At 66.4% G+C, this 23,371-nt stretch carries 21 protein-coding genes and 3 pseudogenes; 12 read left to right on the forward strand and 12 right to left on the reverse strand.

All coding sequences use genetic code 11. From position 1 onward, the window contains the following. The first annotated feature begins 14 nt into the window (after positions 1-14). The 6 genes from PL79_RS02305 (at position 15) to PL79_RS37115 (ending at position 5,092) form a co-directional block, all read left to right on the forward strand. Entirely contained in the window at positions 15-671 is a 657-nt protein-coding gene (locus PL79_RS02305) for a CoA transferase subunit B (RefSeq protein ID WP_012365076.1), read from the forward strand. Positions 672-759: 88 nt separating this feature from the next. Then, positions 760-2,133, forward strand: a complete 1,374-nt coding sequence (locus tag PL79_RS02310) for a 3-carboxy-cis,cis-muconate cycloisomerase (RefSeq protein ID WP_044846457.1) — start codon at positions 760-762, stop codon at positions 2,131-2,133. Next, positions 2,133-2,918 carry a 3-oxoadipate enol-lactonase gene (gene pcaD, locus PL79_RS02315; protein ID WP_044846456.1) on the forward strand — a complete coding sequence of 262 codons (786 nt, stop codon included), beginning with the start codon at positions 2,133-2,135 and terminating at the stop codon, positions 2,916-2,918. The genes PL79_RS02310 and pcaD overlap by 1 nt, the downstream gene beginning before the upstream one ends. Before the next feature lie 10 nt (positions 2,919-2,928). Then, complete coding sequence (pcaC, locus tag PL79_RS02320) at positions 2,929-3,315, forward strand: 4-carboxymuconolactone decarboxylase (protein WP_044846455.1); 387 nt, start codon at positions 2,929-2,931, stop codon at positions 3,313-3,315. Between the two features lie 163 nt (positions 3,316-3,478). Next, positions 3,479-4,837 (forward strand): MFS transporter, encoded by a 1,359-nt coding sequence (locus PL79_RS02325; RefSeq protein ID WP_044846454.1) that lies wholly within the window; start codon positions 3,479-3,481, stop codon positions 4,835-4,837. A 177-nt stretch (positions 4,838-5,014) separates the two neighbouring features. Continuing rightward, positions 5,015-5,092 (forward strand): IS3 family transposase, encoded by a 78-nt coding sequence (locus tag PL79_RS37115; protein ID WP_442861522.1) that lies wholly within the window; start codon positions 5,015-5,017, stop codon positions 5,090-5,092. 69 nt (positions 5,093-5,161) lie between these two features. On the opposite strand, the gene PL79_RS02330 is transcribed toward PL79_RS37115, so the two are convergent. The 3 genes and pseudogenes from PL79_RS02330 to PL79_RS02345 form a co-directional block, all read right to left on the reverse strand. Beyond that, positions 5,162-5,410: a hypothetical protein gene (locus PL79_RS02330; RefSeq protein ID WP_044847536.1), complete on the reverse strand. Its 249-nt coding sequence runs from the start codon at positions 5,408-5,410 to the stop codon at positions 5,162-5,164. Between the two features lie 108 nt (positions 5,411-5,518). Further along, positions 5,519-6,136 (reverse strand): LysE family translocator, encoded by a 618-nt coding sequence (locus PL79_RS02340; protein ID WP_044847535.1) that lies wholly within the window; start codon positions 6,134-6,136, stop codon positions 5,519-5,521. A 122-nt stretch (positions 6,137-6,258) separates the two neighbouring features. Beyond that, positions 6,259-6,773 (reverse strand): annotated as a pseudogene (locus tag PL79_RS02345) (IS5 family transposase); the annotation flags it as partial. A gap of 790 nt (positions 6,774-7,563) precedes the next feature. Between PL79_RS02345 and PL79_RS02350 the strand changes: the two are divergent. After that, positions 7,564-8,493 (forward strand): annotated as a pseudogene (locus PL79_RS02350) (MCP four helix bundle domain-containing protein); the annotation flags it as partial. On the opposite strand, the pseudogene PL79_RS02355 reads toward PL79_RS02350, so the two are convergent. Beyond that, positions 8,486-8,677 (reverse strand): annotated as a pseudogene (locus PL79_RS02355) (ATP-binding cassette domain-containing protein); the annotation flags it as partial. The pseudogenes PL79_RS02350 and PL79_RS02355 overlap by 8 nt on opposite strands. A gap of 11 nt (positions 8,678-8,688) precedes the next feature. Continuing rightward, complete coding sequence (locus PL79_RS02360) at positions 8,689-9,810, reverse strand: polyamine ABC transporter substrate-binding protein (protein WP_044848636.1); 1,122 nt, start codon at positions 9,808-9,810, stop codon at positions 8,689-8,691. A 241-nt stretch (positions 9,811-10,051) separates the two neighbouring features. Between PL79_RS02360 and PL79_RS02365 the strand changes: the two genes are divergently transcribed. Beyond that, positions 10,052-10,885, forward strand: a complete 834-nt coding sequence (locus PL79_RS02365) for a helix-turn-helix transcriptional regulator (protein ID WP_044848637.1) — start codon at positions 10,052-10,054, stop codon at positions 10,883-10,885. Between the two features lie 293 nt (positions 10,886-11,178). Here PL79_RS02365 and PL79_RS02370 read toward each other — a convergent pair whose 3' ends face one another. The 5 genes from PL79_RS02370 to PL79_RS02390 form a co-directional block, all read right to left on the reverse strand. Further along, on the reverse strand, positions 11,179-11,763 hold the full coding sequence (locus PL79_RS02370; protein WP_235879183.1) for a YitT family protein: 585 nt from the start codon (positions 11,761-11,763) through the stop codon (positions 11,179-11,181). 472 nt (positions 11,764-12,235) lie between these two features. After that, positions 12,236-12,709 carry a hypothetical protein gene (locus PL79_RS02375; protein ID WP_044848656.1) on the reverse strand — a complete coding sequence of 158 codons (474 nt, stop codon included), beginning with the start codon at positions 12,707-12,709 and terminating at the stop codon, positions 12,236-12,238. A 155-nt stretch (positions 12,710-12,864) separates the two neighbouring features. Continuing rightward, on the reverse strand, positions 12,865-13,332 hold the full coding sequence (locus tag PL79_RS02380; protein ID WP_044848639.1) for a hypothetical protein: 468 nt from the start codon (positions 13,330-13,332) through the stop codon (positions 12,865-12,867). Positions 13,333-13,365: 33 nt separating this feature from the next. Beyond that, the gene (locus tag PL79_RS02385; RefSeq protein WP_044848640.1) at positions 13,366-14,025 is read right to left on the reverse strand and encodes a hypothetical protein; all 660 of its coding nucleotides are present in this window, start codon (positions 14,023-14,025) and stop codon (positions 13,366-13,368) included. A gap of 162 nt (positions 14,026-14,187) precedes the next feature. After that, positions 14,188-15,168, reverse strand: coding sequence for a LysR substrate-binding domain-containing protein (locus PL79_RS02390; RefSeq protein WP_044848641.1), 981 nt, complete (start codon positions 15,166-15,168; stop codon positions 14,188-14,190). Positions 15,169-15,225: 57 nt separating this feature from the next. On the opposite strand from PL79_RS02390, the gene PL79_RS02395 reads away from it, so the two are divergent. The 3 genes from PL79_RS02395 (at position 15,226) to PL79_RS02405 (ending at position 18,245) form a co-directional block, all read left to right on the forward strand. Beyond that, positions 15,226-16,128 carry a DMT family transporter gene (locus PL79_RS02395; protein ID WP_044848642.1) on the forward strand — a complete coding sequence of 301 codons (903 nt, stop codon included), beginning with the start codon at positions 15,226-15,228 and terminating at the stop codon, positions 16,126-16,128. 574 nt (positions 16,129-16,702) lie between these two features. Next, positions 16,703-17,857, forward strand: coding sequence for a branched-chain amino acid ABC transporter substrate-binding protein (locus PL79_RS02400; protein ID WP_044848643.1), 1,155 nt, complete (start codon positions 16,703-16,705; stop codon positions 17,855-17,857). 88 nt (positions 17,858-17,945) lie between these two features. Further along, positions 17,946-18,245 carry a hypothetical protein gene (locus PL79_RS02405; protein WP_044848644.1) on the forward strand — a complete coding sequence of 100 codons (300 nt, stop codon included), beginning with the start codon at positions 17,946-17,948 and terminating at the stop codon, positions 18,243-18,245. 81 nt (positions 18,246-18,326) lie between these two features. Here PL79_RS02405 and ydiJ read toward each other — a convergent pair whose 3' ends face one another. Then, positions 18,327-21,380: a D-2-hydroxyglutarate dehydrogenase YdiJ gene (gene ydiJ / locus PL79_RS02410; protein ID WP_044848645.1), complete on the reverse strand. Its 3,054-nt coding sequence runs from the start codon at positions 21,378-21,380 to the stop codon at positions 18,327-18,329. Positions 21,381-21,533: 153 nt separating this feature from the next. Here ydiJ and PL79_RS02415 point away from each other — a divergent pair, with 153 nt between their 5' ends. Continuing rightward, positions 21,534-22,424, forward strand: coding sequence for a LysR substrate-binding domain-containing protein (locus PL79_RS02415; protein ID WP_044848646.1), 891 nt, complete (start codon positions 21,534-21,536; stop codon positions 22,422-22,424). A gap of 32 nt (positions 22,425-22,456) precedes the next feature. On the opposite strand, the gene PL79_RS02420 is transcribed toward PL79_RS02415, so the two are convergent. Further along, on the reverse strand, positions 22,457-23,305 hold the full coding sequence (locus PL79_RS02420; protein WP_044848647.1) for a LysR substrate-binding domain-containing protein: 849 nt from the start codon (positions 23,303-23,305) through the stop codon (positions 22,457-22,459). Between the last annotated feature and the right edge of the window lie 66 nt (positions 23,306-23,371).

Raw genomic sequence — 23,371 nt, forward strand, 5'->3', positions numbered from 1 at the left:
CGAGGAGACCCGACATGAAACGACTGACCCGCGATGAAATGGCCAAGCGCGTCGCCCAGGACATTCCCGAAGGCGCGTACGTGAACCTCGGCATCGGCGTGCCGACGCTGGTGGCGAACCACCTCGATCCGAGCAAGGAGATCTTCCTGCACAGCGAGAACGGCCTGCTCGGCATGGGCCCGGCGCCCGCGCCCGGCGAGGAAGACGACGAGCTGATCAACGCCGGCAAGCAGCACGTGACGCTGCTCACCGGCGGCGCGTATTTCCACCACTCGGATTCGTTCGCGATGATGCGCGGCGGCCACCTCGACTACTGCGTGCTCGGCGCGTTCCAGGTGTCGGCGAACGGCGACCTCGCGAACTGGCATACGGGCGCGCCCGATGCGATTCCGGCCGTCGGCGGCGCGATGGACCTCGCGATCGGCGCGAAGCAGGTGTTCGTGATGATGGAGCACCTGACGAAGCAGGGCGAGAGCAAGATCGTCGCGCAGTGCTCGTATCCGGTCACCGGCGTGCAATGCGTGAGCCGCATCTACACCGATCTGGCGGTGCTCGACGTGACGGCCGACGGCCTCGCGGTGAGCGAAATCTTCACCGACCTGTCGTTCGACGAACTGCAGAAGCTGACCGGCGTGCCGCTGATCGACGCGACGCGCAAGGCCGCGGCCTGACCGGCAAGCGTGCCGGCGCGCGCGATCGCGCGCACGCCGGCACGCTTGGGTAGACAATAAGCGCACGCCGTTTCCCCAATCTGATGCCATGCTCGAAGACAGCGCCCGCCTGACCTCCCTCATTTGCGGCACCGAGCCGCTCAACCGGATCTGGTCGCCCCGCGCGACGATCCAGCGGATGCTAGACGTCGAGGCCGCGCTCACGCGCGCGCTCGCCGCGCAGCAGGTGATTCCCGCTACCGCGGTCGCGCCGATCGAACGCGCGTGCGACGCCGATCGGCTCGACGCCGAAGCGCTCGCGCACGGCGCGGCGCTCGGCGGCAATCTCGCGATCCCGCTCGTCAAGCAGCTCACCGCGCAAGTGAAGGCCGACGACCCGGAGGCAGCGAAGTTCGTGCACTGGGGCGCGACGAGCCAGGACATCATCGATACCGCGACCGTGCTGCAGCTGCGCGACACGCTCGACGTGCTCGAGCCGCTGCTCGACGAAGCGTGCGCGTCGCTCGCGACGCTCGCGCGCACGCATCGTGCGACGCCGATGATCGGCCGCACGTGGCTGCAGCAGGCGCTGCCGATCACGCTCGGCCTCAAATTCGCGCAATGGCTCGACGCGCTGCTGCGCCATCGCGCGCGCTTCGCCGAATTGCGTGCGCGCGCACTGGTGCTGCAGTTCGGCGGCGCCGCCGGCACGCTGGCGAGCCTGCGCGAGCACGCGGCCGGCGTGAGCGCCGCGCTCGCGGCCGACCTGCGGCTCGCGCTGCCGGCCGTGCCGTGGCATACGCAGCGCGACCGCATCGCGGAAGCCGCGTCGTGCTTCGGGATGCTGACCGGCACGCTCGGCAAGATCGCGCGCGACGTGTCGCTGCAGATGCAGACCGAAGTCGGCGAGCTCGGCGAACCGGCGGCTGCCGGCAAGGGCGGCTCGTCAACAATGCCGCACAAGCGCAACCCGGTCGGCTGCGCGGCCGTGCTGACTGCCGCGGTGCGCGCGCCGAACCTCGTCGCGACCGTGTTCGCGGGGATGGTGCAGGAGCACGAGCGCGCGCTCGGCGGCTGGCAGGCCGAATGGGATGCGCTGCCCGACCTCGCGCGTCTGACCGGCGGCGCGCTCGCGCAGATCGCGCAGATCGTCGCGGGCCTCGACGTGAACACCGAGCGCCTTGCCGCGAACCTCGAGCTGACGCACGGGCTGATCCTAGGCGAAGCCGTGATGCTCGCCCTTGGCGACCGGATCGGCCGGCTCGATGCGCATCATGTCGTCGAGCATGCGTCGAAGGAAGCCGTGCGCACCGGCGCGACGCTGTTCGACGTGCTCGCCGCCGATGCGACCGTATCGGCCCATCTGTCGCGCGACGCGCTCGCGCGGCTGCTCGATCCCGCACATTACGTCGGCGAGGCGCAGGCCTGCGTCGACGCCGTGCTCGCGCTGCACGCGGGCACGACACAACCAGGAGAACACTGATGCCTTTCGCCACTGTCAACGGCGTGAAACTGCATTACCGGATCGACCGTGCCGCGCGCGACGACGCGCCGTGGCTCGTCTTCTCGAACTCGCTCGGCGCCGACCTGCAGATGTGGGCGCCGCAGATCCGCCCGCTCACGCAGCACTTCAACATCCTGCGCTACGACACGCGCGGCCACGGCCATTCCGAAGCACCGGCCGGCTCGTACACGGTCGACCAGCTCGCGGGCGACGTGATCGGCCTGCTCGACCACGTCGGCATCGAGCGCGCGCACTTCTGCGGGATCTCGATGGGCGGCCTGACCGGCGCCGCGCTCGCCGCGCGTTTCCCGTCGCGCATCGTGCGCGCCGTGCTGTCGAACACCGCCGCGAAGATCGGCTCGCCGGAAGTGTGGGCGCCGCGTGCGCAGAAGGCGCGTGCCGAAGGGATGGCCACGCTGGCCGACGCCGTGCTGCCGCGCTGGTTCACCGACGCATTCGTCGAACGCGAGCCGCGCCTGTTCGACGCGATCCGCGACACCTTCGTGCATACCGACAAGGACGGTTACGCCGCGAACTGCGACGCGCTGAACGCGGCCGACCTGCGCGAGGAAGTGAAGGGCATCGCGCTGCCGGTGCTCGTCGTGACCGGTGCGAAGGACATGTCGACGCCGCCCGACCAGGGCCGTGCGCTGGCTGCTGCAATTCCGGGCGCGCGTCACGTCGAATTCGACGCCGCGCACATTTCGAACATCGAGTGCACCGACGGCTTCAACCGCGCGCTGCTCGACTTCCTGACCGCGTGAGGCACCGACGATGGACGACCAGCAACGTTATGAAGCAGGGATGAAGGTGCGTCGCGCGGTGCTCGGCGACGCGCACGTCGACCGTTCGATCGAGAACCGCACCGAAGTGACCGACGAATTCCAGAACCTGATCACGCGCTATGCGTGGGGCGAGATCTGGACGCGAGACGGCCTGCCGCGCCATACGCGCAGCCTGCTGACCATCGCGATGATGGTCGCGCTGAACCGCGGCGAGGAACTCGCGCTGCACCTGCGCGCCGCGCGCAACAACGGCGTGACGCGCGACGAGATCAAGGAAGTGCTGCTGCAGACCGCGATCTACTGCGGCGTGCCGGCCGCGAATTCCGCGTTCCATCTCGCGGACAAGATCTTCAAGGAACAGGATGCGGCCGCCTAGGCGCAGCTGAACAACACGGCCGGCTCGCGCCGGACGTGACCCGATCGCGACGCCTGCCGCTGCCGGCCGGTGTCGACGATGCATGACGCGCCGGCGACGAATCGGCGCGCGTACAAGGAAAGGCGCGGCCATCAAGCTGCGTTGTTTACATAGGAGACACGCGATGAATCGCACACCCGTGGTCGATGTCCAGACCTTCATCAACGAGCAGCCGTTCGGCGGCTTCCAGTGGCTCGTGTTCCTGATGTGTTTCGTGATCGTGCTGCTCGACGGCTTCGATACGGCCGCGATCGGCTTCATCGCACCTTCGCTGCTGGGCGAATGGAACCTCACCAAACCCGATCTCGCACCCGTGCTGAGCGCTGCGTTGTTCGGCCTCGCGTGCGGCGCGCTCGTGTCGGGCCCGCTGTCCGACCGCCTCGGGCGCCGCTCGCTGCTGCTCGGCTCGGTGTTCCTGTTCGGCGTCGCGTGCTTCGTGTCCGCGTTCTCGAACACCATCGGACACCTGACGATCCTGCGTTTCATTACTGGCGTCGGGTTGGGCGCCGCGATGCCGAACGCGGTCACGATGATGGGCGAGTTCTGCCCGGACAAGCGCCGCGCGACCGTGATCAACCTGATGTTCTGCGGCTTCCCGCTCGGCGCCGCGTTCGGCGGCTTTCTCGCCGCGTGGATGATCCCGCATTTCGGCTGGCGCAGCGTGCTGATGCTCGGCGGCGTGACGCCGCTGCTGCTCGGCGTGCTGTTGCTGCTGAAGATGCCGGAATCGGTGCGCTTCATGGTCGCGCAAGGTCAGGGCGTCGACCGGATCCGCGCGACGCTCGCACGGATCTCGCGCGACGCGCTGAACGCCGGCTCGTTCGCGATGACCGAAGCCGCGCCGCAGACGGGCGGCAAGGGGATCGGCGTCGTGGTGTCGCGCTCGTACATCGTCGGCTCGGTGATGCTGTGGATCGCGTATTTCATGGGCCTCGTGATCTTCTACGCGTCGATCAACTGGATGCCGATTCTGCTGAAGGATGCCGGTCTGACGCCGAAGAGCGCGACGCTGATCTCCGCGCTGTTCCCGCTCGGCGGCGTCGGCGCGGTGCTGTGCGGCGTGCTGATGGACCGTTTCAACGCGAACCGTGTGATTGCCGTGTGTTACGCGCTGACCGCGATCAGCGTGTATGCGATCGGGCAGGCGGCAGGCAATGTGGGGATGCTCGTGCTGGTCGTGTTCATCGCCGGCGTGCTGATGAACACCGCGCAATCGTCGATGCCGGCGCTTGCCGCCGCGTTCTATCCGACCGAAGGGCGCGGTACGGGCGTGGCATGGATGCTGGGCGTCGGCCGCTTCGGCGGGATCGCCGGGTCGTTCCTCGTCGCCGAACTGACGCGCCGGCACTTCTCGTTCGCGGGCGTGTTCGCGACGATCGCGGTCGCGGGCTTGCTTGCGTGCCTCGCGTTGCTGATCAAGCAGGCGGCGCGGCCGCACGGCGTCGCGCAGCCGTCCGGCAAGATCGAGTCGCTCGGGCATTGAGCGGATGCGGGGCCGGGGCGATGCGCCGGCCCCGCGTGTGATCGGGATGCTGCGGTGGGTCGCAAGACGGCTCACACGCAACGACAGACCGGGCCGCTTTGAACTGCACCCCAAAAGTTGGACTAGATCCAATCTTTGGGGTGTTTTTCATGACGAAGTACGACGAACGTTTCCGGCATCGAGTGGTTCAGGATCAAGCTCAAATTAAATGGGCTGAGTCCCGTGCAATACAGAACTCAGCCCTCGGCCGCCTAGGCTTCAACCGTCCAACTTCGTGGGGTCAGTTCACTTCGGCGGCCCGTCGTCATTCCGGCCGCCGCGCCGCTACTCCTCCGCGTCGTGTTCCTTGACGAAGTTGCGCAGATACGCGCGCAGCGCGGCCTCCTGGCTGCGATGATCGGCAAGGTTCGCGGCGCCCAGCGCTTCCTCGTCGCCGAATAGCGTGGGCGGCGCGCAGTACGTACCCACTTCGATGTTTTCGCGCAGCACGCGGATCTCGTGCGTGAGCGGGTGGTATTCGGCGATCCAGTGCATGCCTTCGATGTGCTCGCCAGTCTTCAGCATTGGCTTCATCGGCCACCTCCATGCAGATGCGGCGCAACCGCCGTAGCGATTGCGCGCGCCCGTACCAAAAGGGTACGCCTGCACGGCGTGAAGCTCAACGGGTGTGCTGGTGAGTGCTTACTGCGGCAGCAGATGCGCGACGAGCGGATATAGCGACAGGATCAGCAGCACGGCCATCGTCACATTGAAGATGCGCAGTGCGCGGCGGTTCGACAGGAAGCGGCGCAGGCCCTGGCCGAACGCGGCCCACAGGCTGATGCACGGAAAGCCGATCAGGATGAACACGACGGCCATCCACGCGGCGTTCATCCCGTAGTCGGCGGACAGGCGGATCGTCGTCGCGGCGGTCAGCACCATCATCCACGCCTTCGGATTGACCCACTGGAACGCGGCGGCTTCGAGGAACGTCATCGGCCGCGGCTTGGCGCCTTGCGCCTTCACTTCTCCTGACGTGCCGATGCGCCATGCGAGATACAGCAGGTACGCGACGCTCGCGACTTCGAGGATCGTGTACAGGACCGGCACGCGGCGGAATGCTTCGCCGAGGCCGAAGCCGACGCACAGCATCAGGATCGCGACGCCGATGCTGATGCCGAACAGGTGCGGCATCGTGCGGCGGAAACCGAAATTGACGCCGGACGCGAGCAGCATCGTGTTGTTCGGGCCGGGCGTGATCGACGTGACGAGCGCGAACAGCATGCCGGCGGGCAATGCGCTGAGGGTGAGGAAGTCCATCGCGGATTCTCCATTCGTGTTCGGGACTGGGATGGAGTCAGTGTAGCGACGGTATTCTGTACAGTACCGGTACAGTTTGCCTGGTGGTTGCCGGTACGGGAGAGGGTGTGCGCGGGTATTTGTGCCACGCGCCACTTCACGGACTTGCTCCTCATTTCATCGCGCTTGTCTACGCCGATGTAGTCCGCGTCCCCGAACGCTTCTTGCTCGTGACCGTGCAGCAGCGCGTGCGCTTGCGAAACATCCGACACGTTGGCGGACGTGCCGACCACACTGTGGACAGCCCCGAAACCGCATCGACGCCGATGTGCGCCTTCATGCCGAAGTGCCACTCGTTGCCTTTCTTCGTCTGATGCATGTCCGGATCGCGACGCTTCTCGGCGTTCTTGGTCGACGGCGGCGCTTCGATGATCGTCGCATCGACCAGCGTGCCTTCCTTCATCATCAGCCCGCGTTCGCACAGCGAGATGCCAATTTCGTTGAACAGCTTGCGCGTCAGGTCATGTGCGAGAAGCAGGCGCCGGAACTTCAGCAGCGTGGTCGCATCCGGCACGTTCTCGACGGCCAGATCAATCCCGGCAAACGCCCGCATCGCAATGCTGTCATATAGCGCATCCTCCAGCCCTTCGTCCGACAGGCTGAGCGAGGATGATAAGCCGGAGCCGTTCGACTACATGTTTGTCGTTCGACTTTGCGCTCTCATCGCAAATCATCCGCAATGCCAAATCAAAGTGCCGACACAAGCTGCAGCTTTCCGTCGTCGCTATGGTGAGTCCGGCTTAAGCGGCAGAGCAGTGGGAACGCGGTATGTCATCGCGCCATACTCAAAGAACGCCTCGCCACATGGCATGGTTGGACTGACTCTCCCGCAGCCAACGAAGTTATCTGATAAGGATAACGACTCTTGAGGAAGACACGTGGCATGCACTTATCAACTTGATATAACTATTTCGTCTTCTTCATCGCTTCATTCTCCCGCCGCCTCTTCACCAACTTACAGAGTCTTTGCGTGGCTTTCACGAGTCGGGCGACACGAAAATCGATAGTCATGCTCACATCCCCATATCGGAAACATTTCAATTAGATTTCAGACGATTCGATCATGCGTCATTGTTCCGCATTTCAGGCCGCCGATGCCCCATCGTCGGCCGGCCAGCCGAAATACCGGCAGCAACCTACCCCTGCTCCCTTTCAAATTTCCGCAAACGTCTGCGTATTGACCTATCTTTAATGGGATGAAAAAAGCATGGCTCAATGCGTAAAAAATTCGATTGCGATCAGGCGCGCCGCATGACAGCATGCGGGGCGTCGGCAATCGGGCACCCATCCGGAACGATTCGATCGATCGCGCCGACCCGCGACCGAATCGTTTTCTCTGCACTTCGCGCCGCCGGATCCAGACGACCCAAGCCCTACGGGAGATAGACATGGCCACTGCGACGACGCCCCGCGCCGGCACGCCCCCTTTGCCCGCCCTGCTGCGCGGCGGACGCTTCACGCTCGGCAAGCGCATCGTGCTCAGCTTCGGCGCGATCTTCGTGCTGATGCTGCTCATGGCCGCGATTTCATACACCCGATTGACGGCGATCGACGCCGCTGCCGACAGCCTCCAGCGGGATTCGGTGCCGGGCCTGTACCTGTCGACGTCGCTGCGCGCCGCGACCAATCAAAGCTATACGATGGTCGAACGCGCGATCTTCAGCGACGGCGATTCGGACGGCACGAAGCGCGATCTCGATCGGATTCCGGAAGCGCTGCGGCGTTTCGATCAGGCGTCGACGCAATACGAGGCGACGCTGTTCCGCGACGACGACAAGGCGCGCTTCGCCGCGCTCCGGGCCGCATATGACCAGTACCTGCCGCTGTTGAACGACGCAGCGCATGCGGCGGCGAGCGACCGCGCGGCTGCGCAGGCCAACTTCGTGCACGTGACGACGGCGTGGGAGAACTTAGTCCGTGTCGCGGACGCGCTGGTCGACGAAAACCGCGGCCAGGCCGACGATTCGGCACGGCAGATCCGCACGTCGGTCAACACGGCGGAAGCGACGCTCGCGACCGCGCTGAGCGTCGTGCTGCTGGTCGCGCTCGCGACCGGCTATGCGCTGTTCCGCGCGATCACGGGGCCGATGGCGCGGCTCGTCGAGGTGCACGACGCAATGCGCACCGGCAACCTCGCGCAGCGGCTCGACCTGCGCCGCAGCGACGAATTCGGCACGCTGCAGGACGGCTTCAACCGGATGGCCGAACAGCTCGCGAGCCTCGTGTCGCAGGCGCAGCAGTCGTCGCTGCAGGTGACGACGTCGGTCGCCGAAATCGCGGCGACGTCGCGCGAGCAGCAGGCGACCGCGGGGTCGACTTGCCGCAGCCGGAGCTGCCGAGCAGCGCGAACAGCTCGTTCTTCGCGATCGTCAGGTTCACGTTGTCGACGACCGTGCTGTCGCCGAACTTCTTCACGACGTTTTCGATGCGCACGAAGGCGTCGTGCGCGGGCCGGATGCGTTGACCGATGGCGGCCGGCCGGGCGGATACGAAATGGTCCATGATCGTCGCCCTCAACCGCCCGACTTCAGTTGCAGCCACAGGCGGTTCTGCATCCGCGCGATGTCGGCGCTGCGCGGCATCGCGAGCGACGTCTTCGCGATCGCGGCGTCCGACAGGTAGATGCCCGAATCCTGTGCGATCGCAGGCGTCACGAACGCTTTCGCGGCCTTGTTCGCGCTCGGATAGAAGATCTCGTTCGTGATCGCCGCGTTGGTCTTCGGCTCCTCGATGTAGTTGATCCACTTCAGCGCGGCTTCGGGGTGCGGCGCATCCTTCGGGATCGCCATCACGTCGAACCACAGCAGCCCGCCTTCCTTCGGAATCACGTAGCGAATTTCGTACGAGCGCTTCGCGTCGAGCGTGCGTCGCCGCGCGATGCTGACGTCGCCCGACCAGCCGAGCACGACGCACACGTCGTTGTTCGCGAGGTCGTCCGCGTAGCCGGCCGAGCTGAACTGCGTGACATACGGCCGGATCTTCCTCAGCACGTCGTAGGCGGCCTGATAGTCGGCCGGGTTCTTGCTGTTCGCATCCTTGCCCATGTACTGCAGCGCGGCCGCGAACACGGCGTCCGGCGCATCGAGCAACGAGATGCCGCAGCCCTTCAGCTTCGCCGCGTTCGCCGGGTCGAACAGCAGCGCCCAGCCGTCGGTCGGCGCGGCGTCGCCGAGCCGCTTTTTCACGGCTTCCACGTTGTAACCAATGCCCGTCGTGCCCCACGCCCACGGCACGCCGTACTGGTTGCCCGGATCGACCTTCGCGATCATCTTCATCAGCACCGGGTCGAGGTTCGCGAGATTCGGCAGCTTCGACTTGTCGAGCTTCTGGTACACGCCGGCCTGGATCTGCTGCGCGAGATAGTTCGACGTCGGCACGACGATGTCGTAGCCCGAGCTGCCCGCGAGCAGCTTGGTCTGCAGCGTATCGTCGCTGTCGTAGCTGTCGTAGCGGACCTTGATGCCGCTCTGCTTCTCGAAGTTCGGCACGGTGTCCTTCGCGACGTACTCCGACCAGTTGTACACGTTCAGGTTGGTATCGCCCGCTCGGGCGGACAGGCTGGTCGCGACGGCTAGCCCTACCGACGTGACGAGCGCGGCACGCAGGGCCGCGCGACGACGGATACGGATACGCATGGGGATTCTCCTTGTGATGGGTATCGGCCGTGGCGCAAGGTCCGGGTCCGGAACCGCGTCAACGCCGTCAGGCGGTGTTCAGCACAAGGGTCAATGTAGGGATCGCAGCCCGCACCGTCAGTCCCGAAAACCGGGACAAACGTCATCGTTGCTCAGGGCCGTTTGGGTAGATTCCCGCGTAGGCAGTCGAAAATTTTCGTGATACCTGTAGCGCCACCTGAGTTTTTCGACACCCGACGCCATGAGCGCTGCGCTTCCCACCCCCGATCTCCCGCTGAGTCACGTCGCGTTCGTGACGGATACGCTCGGCGATATCGCGCAAGCGATCGGGACGCCGCAGTTCATGCGCGCCGTGTACGACACCCTCGTGCGCTACGTCGATTTCGACGCGGTGCATCTCGACTACGAACGCGGTGCGGCGTCGGGCCGCCGCAGCGTCGGCTGGATCGGCAGCTTCGGCCGCGAGCCCGAGCTCGTCGCGCAGGTGATGCGCCACTACTACCGCAGCTATGCGAGCGAGGACGTCACGTACGCGGCCATCGACAGCGAAAGCGACACGCAGCTGCTGCAGGTGTCATCGCAGCGGGTTGCAAGCGAGCTGCGGCACCTGTTCTTCGACGCCGGCGACATCCACGACGAATGCGTGGTCGCGGGCGTGACGGGCGGCACGCGCTATTCGATTTCGGTTGCGCGTTCGCGGCGACTGCCGCCGTTTTCATTGAAGGAGCTGAGCCTGCTGAAGCACCTGTCTCAGGTCGTGCTGCCGATGGCCTCCGCGCACAAGCGGCTGCTCGGCGCGGTCTCCGCCGACGAGGCGCCGCGCGACGAACTCGATCTCGACCTCGTCGCGCAATGGCTTCCGGAACTGCAGGAACGACTGACCGCGCGCGAGATGCACGTGTGCGCATCGTTCATCCAGGGCATGACGTCGGCGGCGATCGCGCAGTCGATGGGACTCAAGACGTCCACCGTCGATACCTATGCGAAGCGCGCGTTCGCGAAGCTCGGCGTCGATTCCCGCCGGCAGCTGATGGCCCTCGTACTCAGGAATGCATCGCGCCGGCACGATGCGTGAGCGCCCGGCGAGCGCGCCGCTTGACGGTTGCACACGCAACGATACGGCAATACGCCACCGCGCCTCATCACGATTCGACTTTTTTTGGTTCCCTTGACGATGCGCCGTCCATATCGTTCAGCGATTCGTCGGACCTATCGACCAACGGGGGAATCCAACAATGAAACGATTCCGGTCATTCGCGCTGCTCGCCCGTCCGGCCTCGCTCTACGCCGCCGGCAAGCAGTTCTTAGATTCTGCTACGACCACCGCCCTTGTCCGACGCCGTGCCGCGCCGTGCAATCCGCCTGGAATCACTGCGTGATACCTGTATAACGTCCCGGGCGGTGCCATGCCACGATCATTCCGCTCATTGCCACGGCACTGAGCGCCGACCAACCGACACGACTGGCCGGTATCGTCGACATCGACACCAGCAGGATGGTGGCGTCAATGCACATCTGCGTAATGCCCGCGTTGATGCCGCGCTCGCGTTGCAGCCATAGGGTAACGATACCTGTTCCGCCGACACCGACACCGTGCCGCGCAAGCGCGAGAACGCCCATGCCGCACAACGTACCGCCGGTAAATGCTGCAAAAGGCAGACTGACGAACGCAATGGTCAGGGTTACCGGCATCGTCATCAAGGCAAGTGTGATTCCGCAACTCGCGACCGTCGACTTGATCGCGAAGCGCGCCCCCATCACAAAGTAGGCGAAGATGAAAAACGGGATATTCACGAGCGTGAATATCAGGCCGACCGGCAACGGAAAGATATACGCTGCAAGCAGCGCAATGCCCGCAATTCCGCCCGTGACAAGCCCGGCGGCCTTCAGCAGCACCAGGCCGGTTACGACGAATACCATGCCGACGATCATCGCGTAGAGATCCTCGAACAAGGAATGAGGCGTCCCGGTTCTTTCCTGGGGCGTGGAAAAGCTCAATGCCGAGGCAGATTCAGATTTCACGATGGCAAAAATTCACGTCCGATGGCGATTCGATCCCTCCCGGTTCGAACGCGCCGCTTGCTTCAAGTGCGTGCCGCTGTCTCGGATCGGCTCGCCACGAATTTCCGACCGAGGATACTTCCGCATAAAAATGCTGGCAACAGCCCAGGCACCGCTGCCAGGTCGTCATCACGCGGCCACGGTCGGGTGACCTGAGTAACCGTGTTGAGTGTCAAGCCGAGAGGGCGGGATTTCGAGCAGTTAGGTGGGTACGGGCGATGGCATTGAGGTGGGTGATGAGTTTTCGCATTCAGGCCGATCCTGGCTCGATTCCACGTACAGCAAGTTCTGACGGCACCGCCCCATCGCGAAGAAGCGGCACACGCACAGTGCGGCGTGCGTGCGCCGCGCCATGTACGCCGGCTCAATGCCGCCTCATTCCCCCGAACCCGTGCTCACCGCCGACGAACACCGGGCCACGGTGAAAGCCGGTGCCCATCGGAGCACCGACGCGGCCACGCATGCCCCCGTCGAAGTGGCCGACGTGACCGAAGTGGTCGAAGTGATGGCGATGATGGAAACGGTCGATGAAGACGAAGCTGACGCCCGTGCCGACGAACACCGCCGGTCCCCAGTACCAGGGATCGGCGTACGGATAGGCGGTATCCGGATACCACACGATGCTGCCGTCCGTGCTCTGCATCATCTGCCAGGTGCCGTCGCCTTGCCGGCACGCGCGCCCGACGATCTGCTGTTCCGTGCCGTCGATTTCCGCTTGCATGACGACCGCACGGCAGCGGGCGCCTTCGTCCGGCGAGTCGTCATAGGTTTGCGCAAGCACGCACATGGAGCAGCCGAGACAGACGACGCCCATCCCGACCCGAAACAAGTTGCACATGATCGGCTCCTGCATTGTTGCCCCCGACCACCCGAGCCTTGGCGTCACGGACGACGCGCGGCTTCGTATAGGGTCACCCGACCGTTAGACGATGTGGCATGCCCGATTATTCCTGGGGTCGGGATACGCATGCGTGATACACGAACCGCCGACGATCATGCGCGCGCCGAACGCCGGACGATGCAGTAGACGCCCGCCGCCATCACGCCGAAGACCACATGGGCGACCAGCGTGATCGCGCCGCGCACCGGAACGAACCACGGGAAGATCGCAGTGAACGCGTGCAGGTTGATACCGTAGAGCACCAGTCCGAACGCGCCGCCCGCCACCAGCGCGGCGCCGGGCGACAGGTTGCGCACCATCCTCGCCAGCACGGCCGTATAGGCAAGCGACAACGCGGCATGCACCAGCGTCGCCACGCCCATGATCGTCGGATCGAAGCCCGGGGACGCGCCGAGCACGGCTCGCCCCATCACGAGGGCGGCCGTCAGGCGCGCGTCGCGAAGCAGGTTGTGAAAGGGGTCTTCTCCGGCAATCGGCCAGAGCAGCAGCTCGATGACGGTCGAGCCGACCGCCGCGCCGAACGCTGCCCAGAGAATCGGGACCGGACCGTTCTGTTTCAATGGTGCTCCGCGATGGCCGCGCGCCGTGCGGACTTACAGCGGGCGTTCGCAATCCGTCCAGTATGCGAACGGATCGCGATGCTTCGGGTAGTGCTCGTCGAGCCATTTCAGCAACGTCGCACGCGCGTTGTCCAGATCGGCCTTCGACGACGACGTCGTCAGCTCGTGCACCTCGGCGGATTTTTCCCGGTCCATCACGTAGCAGTTCCAGTCGGGGCCGTCGAGATCCGGATCGTCGGACGCCTTCGACGACTTGCGCCAGCCGACCCCCTTGCGCGCATCGATGTAATAGCGCGGATGCACTTTCAGATACGACAGCTCGCCGCCCTGCAAGCTGCTTTCCGCGCGCAGCACGTCGCGTTCGTCGACGATCTGCGTGACTTCCGGCAGCCGGCGCGAGCGCCAGCCGGCCGGCAGCGTCGCCGTCGCCCGCACGGCGTCGTACGGGCCCCACGCGAGGCCCCAGGCTTCGGCCATGCGCTTCATGAACGCATCCGCGCCCGGATAGCCGCGCAACTGGATTCTCGTCGACAACGTGACTTCGACGCGGCCGTCGGCGCCGGTCGGGTCGCCTGCCGCTTCGAACGGGTTGCCCGGGCGCGACGCGCGCTGCTGCGCGTCCGCGGGCGCCATGCCCGAAAACAGCTGGTCGAGCGCCGCACGCGCTTTCGACGACTTGTCTGGTCTATTCATTCCTCATTCCCTCTGCATTCGAACGGTTCAACACGCTCGATTCTCGTTAATCTGTCGGGTCCCGCAATTTTCCGCGGTCGCATTGTCGACGATCCGGTAGCCCGGGTCGAGCGGCGGCGCCGTCCGCGCCGCCTGCGTCGCACACCTCGACACCCGAGCCGCCTATCCCAGCGCGGCCCGCATCCGCTCCATCAGCGCGAGCACCTCCGGACGATTCTCGCCCTTCGCATGCACGAAGTGATACCTGAGCGGCGACTCGACCTCATGCCGGCTCACGCGGACGAGCGCGCTGCGCTTGAGATACGCATCCGCGAGCGGCGTTCGCGCCAGCGCCACGCCGAGCCCCGCCTCGGCCGCCGCGAGCACGAGGTTGTAGTCCTCGAAACGGCGATCCTGCGCGCGCGGCTTGAACGGTATGCCGAGCGCGTCGAACCAGGTGCGCCAACCGGTCACGTCGGAGTCGTGCAGCAGCGGCATCTCGAGCAGCGCGGCGGCGTCGTTGCGACGGCGCCGCGCGGCCACCTGCGCGGCGAGCCGCGGATGCGCGACCGGATGGAGCGTCTCCGGCATGAACGCGCTGGTTTCGAGCTGACGCCAGTTGCCGCGCCCGTACCGGATCGACAGATCCGCTTCGCCGGCGGCGATGTCCACATTGCGAAGCTCGATGCCGAGCTCGATGCGCAACGCGGGCGCCTCGCTCTCGAGCGCGTGCTGGCGCTCGAGCAGCCAGAGCTGCGCGAATGCCGGCACCACGCTCATCCTGACCAGTCGCGGCGTACGCGGCGAGCGCCACTGGTCGGCCGCGCCGTCGATGATCGCGAACGCCTGTTCGATCCGGCCGACGAAACGCTGGCCGTCCGGCGTCAGCCGCACGCCGCGCGCATGACGTTCGAACAACGCCATGCCAAGCCAGTTCTCGACGGCCGCCACGCGCCGGCTGATCGCGCCGTGCGTGACGGCGGATGCGTCGGCGGCCGCCAGGAACGAGCCCAGCCGCGCCACCGCACAGACGGTTTCCAGGCTGGCCAGCGGCGGCCGCGGGCCGGGTGCCGGCGCGACCGACGGCAGCGCGTCCGCCGCATGCTGCTGCGTGCGCGCCGGGCCATCGGCCCTGCGTCGCACCGAGCTGTGAGCCATATTCATACCCGCTGGTTGATCTGTGCGCTAGCTTAACATCTCGCGTCGCCACACCATTGCCGCATGAACACGCTTTCCTCCCCCTCGTCGCGCAGCGCGCGACTGCCGCTCGTCGCGGCCGGCGCGGTGGCGTTCACGATCGTCTCGTGGGCCTCCGCCTTCCCGTTCATCCGGATCGGCCTGCACGGGCTGGCCCCGCTGCAACTCGCGGCCGCGCGCTTCGCGACCGCGGCGGTGCTCGCGATCGCATGGCTCGCATGGCGGCGGCCTCGCATGCCGGCCAGACGCGACGCGTTGCGCTTTCTCGTCTGCGGCCTGCTCGGCATCGCACTCTACAACGCGCTGCTCAATACCGGCGAGCAGACCGTGTCGGCCGGCGCGGCGAGCTTCATCGTGAACACGCTGCCGATCTTCACGGCGCTGCTGGCCGCGGTGTTTCTGCGCGAACGCTTCAATCGCCGGGGATGGCTCGGCTCGCTGGTCAGCCTGGCCGGCATCGCCGTGATCGCGCACGGCCAGCCCGGCGGCCTCGTGCTCGGCTCCGGCAGCACGCTGATCCTCGGCGCGGCATTGTGTTCGGCCAGCTATTTCGTGCTGCAGCGGCGGCTGATTCCCGTCTACGGCGCGCTGCCCTGCACCGCGTATACGCTGCTGGCCGGTGCGCTGCTGCTCACGCCATGGTTGCCCGGCGCGCTCGCGTCGCTCGGCGGCGGCGCGTCACGCGACACGGCGCTCGCCGTCCTGGTGCTCGGCATCTTTCCCGCCGCGCTGGGTTACGCGACCTGGACCTTCGCACTCGGCTACTTCGGCGCGGCACGCGCTGCCAATTTCCTGTACCTGACACCGGCCGTCGCGACGGTGTTGTCGATGGCGCTGACAGGCGAGCGGCCCGGCATCGAAACGGTGTGCGGCGGCCTGCTGGCGATTGCCTGCGTGATATTCGTGGCCTTGCGCGGACGGACGTAGGCATGCGGCCGCGCCGAACGGCAACGCCGGTCCGGACGAGCCGAACGAGCCGGCCCCGTCATCTGCAAAGCCGGACGTACACGCTGCGCCGAACGACCCGTCGCCATTCGCAATTCGCCGCCGCGGCCGGGCTTGACCGTTAGTTGCAACAAGCGGATGACGGCATCTCGTGCAGCGCCACGGCGACGAAACTGTGCAGACAAATCGACCGAACAGTGCCGGATTGATTGCATCGCGCTGTCCATGGTCATCGGGATCGGCCCGGTCGAATAATCGAAGCAATCGACGGCGCAAGACGCTCACACCTGCGCGACGCATCGCGAAACGGCCGCGCCATCGCATCACATTTGCGCAAGGCCGGGCAATTCGCGGAAGCGGGCGCAAGCGCGTTCGGATATATTCATACGAATTGCGTGTCGCCGGACGCAATCGCCCGCTCGCTCGTGCGAGCCCCGGGCGACATGCAAGCCGGGCCCGTCACGGGTCACGGAGATTCGTCCGGCACACCGACCGCCTCACAAGGGCGCGCGGCAAACCGGACGGCACCAGAAATATCAATCAACGGAGATGGCAGATGGAACGAAGCACTGTCGGCATGCGCTGCAAACCCCTGATCACCGTCGCACTGGCGGCCGCCGCATTTGCGGCCGCGTCGGGCGCGATGGCCGACCAGGTCGTGAAGATCGGCAGCGTCGAACCGACGACGGGCGGCATTTCGCACCTCGGCAAGGACAACGAGAACGGTGCGCGCCTCGCGGTGGAAGAAATCAATGCGAAGGGCCTGACGATCGGCGGCCAGAAGATCACGCTGCAGCTCGACGCGCAGGATGACGCGGCCGACCCGCGCCAGGCCACGCAGGTCGCGCAGAAGCTCGTCGACGACAAGGTCGTCGCCGTCATCGGCCACCTGAACTCGGGCACGTCGATCCCGGCGTCGAAGATCTACAGCGACGCGGGCATCGTGCAGATCTCGCCGTCCGCCACGAACCCGACCTACACGCTGCAGGGCTTCAAGACCACGTATCGCGTGGTCGCGACCGACGCGCAGCAAGGTCCGGCACTCGCGAGCTACGCGCAGTCGAAGGGCGTGAAGAGCGTCGCGGTGATCGACGATTCGACCGCGTACGGCCAGGGCCTCGCGAACGAATTCGAGAAGAAGGCGAAGGCGCTCGGCCTGAAGGTGCTGTCGCACGACGCGACCAACGACAAGGCCGTCGACTTCCGCGCGATTCTCACCAAGGTCAAGGGCGAGAACCCGGACGCGATCATGTACGGCGGCATGGACGCCACCGGCGGCCCGCTCGCGAAGCAGGCGAAGCAGCTCGGCCTGCGCGCGAAGATCCTGTCCGGCGACGGCGTGTGCACCGACTCGCTCGCCCAGCTGGCCGGCCCGGCCGCCGACAACGTGCTGTGCTCGCAGGCGGGCGCGGCGCTCGAGAAGATGCCGGGCGGCGCGGCGTTCCTCGCCAAGTACGAGAAGCGCTTCAACCAGGGCATCAAGTTCGATGCGCCGTTCGCGTACGACGCGGTCTACATCGCGGTCGACGCGATGAAGCGCGCGAACTCGACGGACCCGGCGAAGATCCTCGCCGCGATGCCGTCGACGAAATATGAAGGCGTGATCGGCACGACGACGTTCGACGCGAAGGGCGACCTGACGCACGGGATCATCTCGATCTACGGCTACAAGAGCGGCAAGAAGACCTTCCTCGACCAGGTGAAGATGTAACGCCTCGCGACGCCGGCACGACGGGAACGCCACCCGTTTGCGCCGGCGTCGCGCGGGGCCGATTCAAGTTTTGCGGAGACGAGGCGACATGTGTGCAATGGCGTATGCGGAATTTCAACAGGAGTTGAAGAAAGCGCAGTTGACGGCGCGCGAGTTCGCCCGGCTGATCCGGATGAACGAGAGTTCCATCACGAACTATTCGAGCAAGGGCACCGTCCCTTCCCACCTCGCGGTCATCGCGACACTCATCGGCGCGCTCGCCGCGCACGAGATCGATTTCCGGCACGTGATCGGCAAGACGGGCATCGAGCCGAAACGGCCGCGCGGCGTCGGCGCGTTTCCGGCGGCAAAGCCGCGCACGCGAAAGACCGCGAAAGCCGGCTCCTGAGCCGCAGCGGTCGGTAGCGGCATCGTCGGTGCCGCTCGACACCGTCACGCGCGCTGCCGCGCCGCGCTCGCGGCCCGCCCGTCACGCCGCCGCACGCACGTGCTCGAGCAGCGCCTGCAGCGGATGACGCACCTGCCGCGCGGACATGCGCTTCACCTGGCTGCGGCACGAATACCCGGTCGCCAGCGCTTCACCCTCCTCTTCCGGCGCATCGACATGCGCGGCCCACGATTGCGCATAGATCGTGCGCGACGTCTGCAGATTGCGCGCCTCGTGCCCGTAGGTCCCCGACATCCCGCAGCACCCTGCCGCCTGAACCGCCAGGCGCAACCCGCGACGCGCGAACACCTGCGCCCACTGCTTACCGCTGTCGGGCGCGTTGGTCTTCTCGGTGCAATGCGGCAGCAGCCGGTACGCTGCCGATACGCCGTGCGCGCCCGCCCCGGCCTCCGGCATCGCGTCCAGCAACCACTCCTGCGGCAGCGCGACCTTCGGCACGTCGGCGAGCCCCGTCACCTTCAGGTATTCCTGCCGATACGTGAGCGTCATCGCCGGATCGAGGCCGACGAGCGCGACACCCGCGCGCGCGAGCGCGGCCAGTTGCGTCGCGTTGCGAATCGCCGCCTGCCCGAACGCGCGAAGAAAGCCCTGTACGTGCAGCGCCTTGCCGTTCGGCGCGAGCGGCGCGAGCCACACCTGGAAGCCGATACGCGCGGCCAGTTCGATCAGCGTCGCCAGTTGCTCGGTATCGAAATAACGCGTGAACGTGTCCTGCACGATGACGACGCTGCGTGCGCGCTGCGCATCGCTCAACGCGGCGAGCGCCTGCGGCTCGGCCGGCCGCACCTTCCATTGCCGGATCACGGCCGCGAGGTCGAAGCGGCTCAGGAGCGGACTATCGACCATGCCGACGTGCCGCTCGAGCAGCGTGCGCACCCAGCCGGCGCGCATCAGGCCGTTGTACAGCGCGGGCACGCGCGCCATCCACGGCATCGTGAATTCGAGCGAGCCGATCAGGTAGTCGCGCAGCGGCCGCAAGTAGCGCTGGTGATACAGCTCGAGAAAGCGCGAGCGGAACTCGGGCACGTTGACCTTGACCGGGCACTGCCCCGCGCACGACTTGCACGCGAGGCAGCCGGCCATCGCGTCGTACACCTCGTGCGAAAAGTCGGCTTCGCCGTTGCGCGCCGCGCGGCTGTTGCGCCAGCGTTGCGCGAAACCGCGCAGGAACGGCTGCCGCGCACGCGCGGCCGCGACGACGTCGACGCCGGCCTGTCCTTGCAGACGCAACCATTCGCGCATCAGCGACGCGCGTCCCTTCGGCGACTGCACGCGTTCGCGCGTCGCCTTCCACGACGGGCACATCGCGTCGTCCGGATCGAAGTTGTAGCACGCGCCGTTGCCGTTGCAGTGCATCGCCGTGCCGTAGTGCTGCCATACGCGCTCGTCGATCTGCCGGTCGTGATCGCCGCGCGTGGGCACCTCGTCGATCTTCAAGAGCCGCAGCGTGGGCTCCGGCGGCGTCGCGATCTTGCCCGGGTTGAACTGGTTGTGCGGATCGAACGCGGCTTTCAGCTGCTGCAGCGACGGATAGAGTTCGCCGAAGAACGCCGGCGCATATTCGGAGCGCACGCCCTTGCCGTGCTCGCCCCATAACAGGCCACCATGCCGCTGCGTGAGTTCGGCCACCGCGTCCGACACCGGCCGCACCAGCGCGGCCTGCTTCGGGTCCTTCATGTCGAGCGCCGGACGCACGTGCAGCACGCCCGCGTCGACGTGGCCGAACATCCCGTACTGCAACCCGTGGCCGTCGAGCAGCGCGCGGAATTCGGCGATGTACGCGGCGAGATTCTCGGGCGGCACCGCGGTGTCCTCGACGAACGGCTGCGGGCGCGCCTCGCCCTGCACGTTGCCGAGCAGGCCGACCGCGCGCTTGCGCATCGCGTACACGCGCTTCACCGCGTCGTCGCCGGTCGCGAGCGTGTGGCCGAGGCGCTCGACGCTCGTGTCGGTGCGCAAATGCTCGACGAACGCACGCACGCGCGCATCGACGTCGCCGGCGTCGTCGCCGCAGAATTCGATCAGGTTGATGCCGAGCGTCGGACGCGCATCGTCCTGCGGGAAATACTCGGCCACGCTGCTCCACACGAAGTCCTTCATCGCGAGCATCAGCACCTTCGAGTCGACCGTCTCGATCGACAACGGCTTGAGTTCGAGCAGCGCGCGCGCATCGCGCAGCGCGTCCATGAAGCCGGCGTAGCGCACGTTGACCAGCACCGAATACTTCGGGATCGGCAGCACGTTCAGCTTCGCCTCGACCACGAAACCGAGCGAGCCTTCGGCGCCGCACAGCACGCTGTTCAGGTTGAAGCGGCCGTCCGGTTCGCGCAGGTGCGCGAGATCGTAGCCGGTCAGGCAGCGATTGAGCTTCGGAAACTTCGCGTCGATCAGCGCGGCCTTTTCGTCGCTGATGCGGCGCGCGGTGCGATAGACCTTGCCGACCCGGTCCTGCCGTGCGCAGCGGCGTTCCAGTTCGTCGTCCGCGAGCGCGTCGCTGTGCAGCTGCTCGCCGCCCATCAGCACGAAGTCGAGCGCGAGCACGTGGTCGCGTGTCTTGCCGTACGTGCAGCTGCCCTGCCCGCTCGCGTCGGTGTTGATCATCCCGCCGACCGTCGCGCGGTTCGACGTCGACAGCTCGGGTGCGAAAAACAGGCCATGCGGCTTCAGCGCGGCGTTGAGCTGGTCCTTGACGACGCCCGCCTGCACGCGCACCCAACGCTCGCCGGCATTGATCTCGAGGATCCGGTTCATGTTGCGCGACAGGTCGACGACCACGCCGTCGGTCAGCGACTGCCCGTTGGTGCCCGTGCCGCCGCCGCGCGCCGCCACCGCGACGTCGCGGTGCGCGGGTTCGGCGAGCAGGCGCGCGAGCAGCCGCACGTCGTCCGCATGGGCGGGACAGATCACCGCCTGCGGCAGGCGCTGGTAGATCGAGTTGTCGGTCGCCTGCACGGTCCGGTTCGCATGGTCCGCACGGATTTCGCCGGCGAATCCGGCCGCCTGGAGGGCGGCAAGAAAGTCGCGGTAACGCCCCTCGGGCGGGCTGGCGGGACGGGGCAACGGAGCGATCGGCATGGGATGAAAGCGCAATGTGGAGGGAGCCGGTGCGCGGCCTCGATCTAAAACATGAGTTTTGAGCAAGATTCCACGCAGCCCGGAAATCCAGTATCGTGCGAATCAGCGCGAGAAACAAACGAATTCTCCCCCAGCAAAACTTGCATAAAACTCATGAATTACCGTCGCCTGACCCCGTCCATGTCGCTGCTGCTGGTGTTCGAGGCCGCCGCGCGCCACGAAAGCTACACGCGTGCGGCCGACGAGCTGTCGCTGAGCCAGAGCGCGATCAGCCGGCAGGTCCAGACGCTCGAGGATCAGCTCGGCGTGCCGCTGTTCCGGCGTGAAGGCCGCTCCGTGAAGCTGACGGAAGTCGGCCGGCGCTACTTCGTCGAGCTGAGCGGCGCGCTCGGGCGCATCCGCGGCGCGACGCTGCAGGCGATGTCGCACCAGGCCGGCGCCGGCACGCTGCGGCTCGCGACCTTGCCGACCTTCGGCTCGAAATGGCTGCTGCCGCACCTGCACGATTTCTATGCCGCGCATCCGGGCGTGACCGTGCACCTGCATTCGCGGATCGGCGGCATCGACTTCCATACCGACGATCTCGACGCGGCCATCACCGTCGGCGCGGGCGACTGGCCCGGCCTGCACGCGCACCGGCTGTACAACGAGTTCCTGATCGCGATCGCGAGCCCCGAGTCAGTCGGGCGCCGCAAGGCCGGCCCGCGCGCGCCGGCATGGGCGGTCGGGCAGACGCTGCTGGGCGTGACGAGCAATCAGCACGCGTGGGCCGAATGGTTCTCGCATTTCGGGCTCGATCATCGCGAGATGCGCATCGGTCCCAGTTTCGAGCTGACGTCGCACCTGATCCAGGCCGTGCGGGCGGGAATGGGGATCGGCCTCGTGCCGAAGGTGCTGGTGGAAGACGAGCTCAGCCGCAACGAGCTCGTATCGATCGGCGATGCGATCACCAGCCAGCGCAGCTACTACCTCGTGTATCCGCCGGAAAACGACACGCTGCCGTCGCTGGTCGCGTTTCGGGAATGGCTGCTGAAATCGTGCTGACGTGCTGAAGCGCAGGCAGCCGCGCGGCGCGCTCACGCGCGCCATTCATCGAGAATCTGTTCGGCGAGGTAGTCGCACAGCGGGCGCGCCGATTGCGCGCTGCGCGCGAGCACGACCTCGATCGCGTCGAGCGGCGGCAGCCCTTCGTTCTGCGACAACCGGACGAGATGCGCGGGAATGCTGCAGCGCGCGAGCGGCGCGATCGCGAGGCCGGCCTCGACCATGCTGAGCAAGCCGAGGAAGCTCGGACTTTCGTATGACATCCGGAACGGAATCTTCTGCCGGTTCAGCGCCTTGAGCGCGTGATCGCGCGCCATGCTGCCGTGCGTGAAGAGCGCGACCGGCAGCGGCCGCTCTTCCCATACGTTCCGTTTCGCCGAGCCGGTCCACACGATCGGCTCGCGCCGCACCAGCTCGCCGGTCACGCCCTTGATGCGCGTGAGGCAGGCCAGATCGATGGTGTTGTCCTTCAGCATCGGCACCAGCGCGCTGCTTGGCTGGCCGATCACGCGCACTTCGACGCGCGGATGCATCGCGGCGAACTTGCCGAGCACCTGCGGCAGCAGCGACGAGATGTAGTCGTCCGGCACGCCGATCGTCACGCGCCCGCGGATCTCCGGCCGCACGACCGACGCCCACGCCTCGTCGCGCAACGCCAGCATCCGGCGGCCGTATTCAGCGAGCATGCGGCCGTCGTCGGTGGCCGTGACGTTGCGCGTGTCGCGGATGAACAGCGGCTTGCCGAGTGCATCCTCCAGCGCCTTGATCTGCATGCTCAGCGCCGACGGCGACCGGTGCACCGCCTGCGCGCCCTGCGCGAACGAGCCGGACTCCGCCACGGCCACCACCATCGCCAGCACATCGAGGTCGAGCTTTTTCATGTCATTCAGAAAATCTGATCAATCGATTCAGTTTATCCCGTTTTACTGTCCTCCTCCAACGCCGGA

Source organism: Burkholderia sp. USMB20, assembly GCF_000949135.2.
GTDB lineage: Bacteria > Pseudomonadota > Gammaproteobacteria > Burkholderiales > Burkholderiaceae > Burkholderia.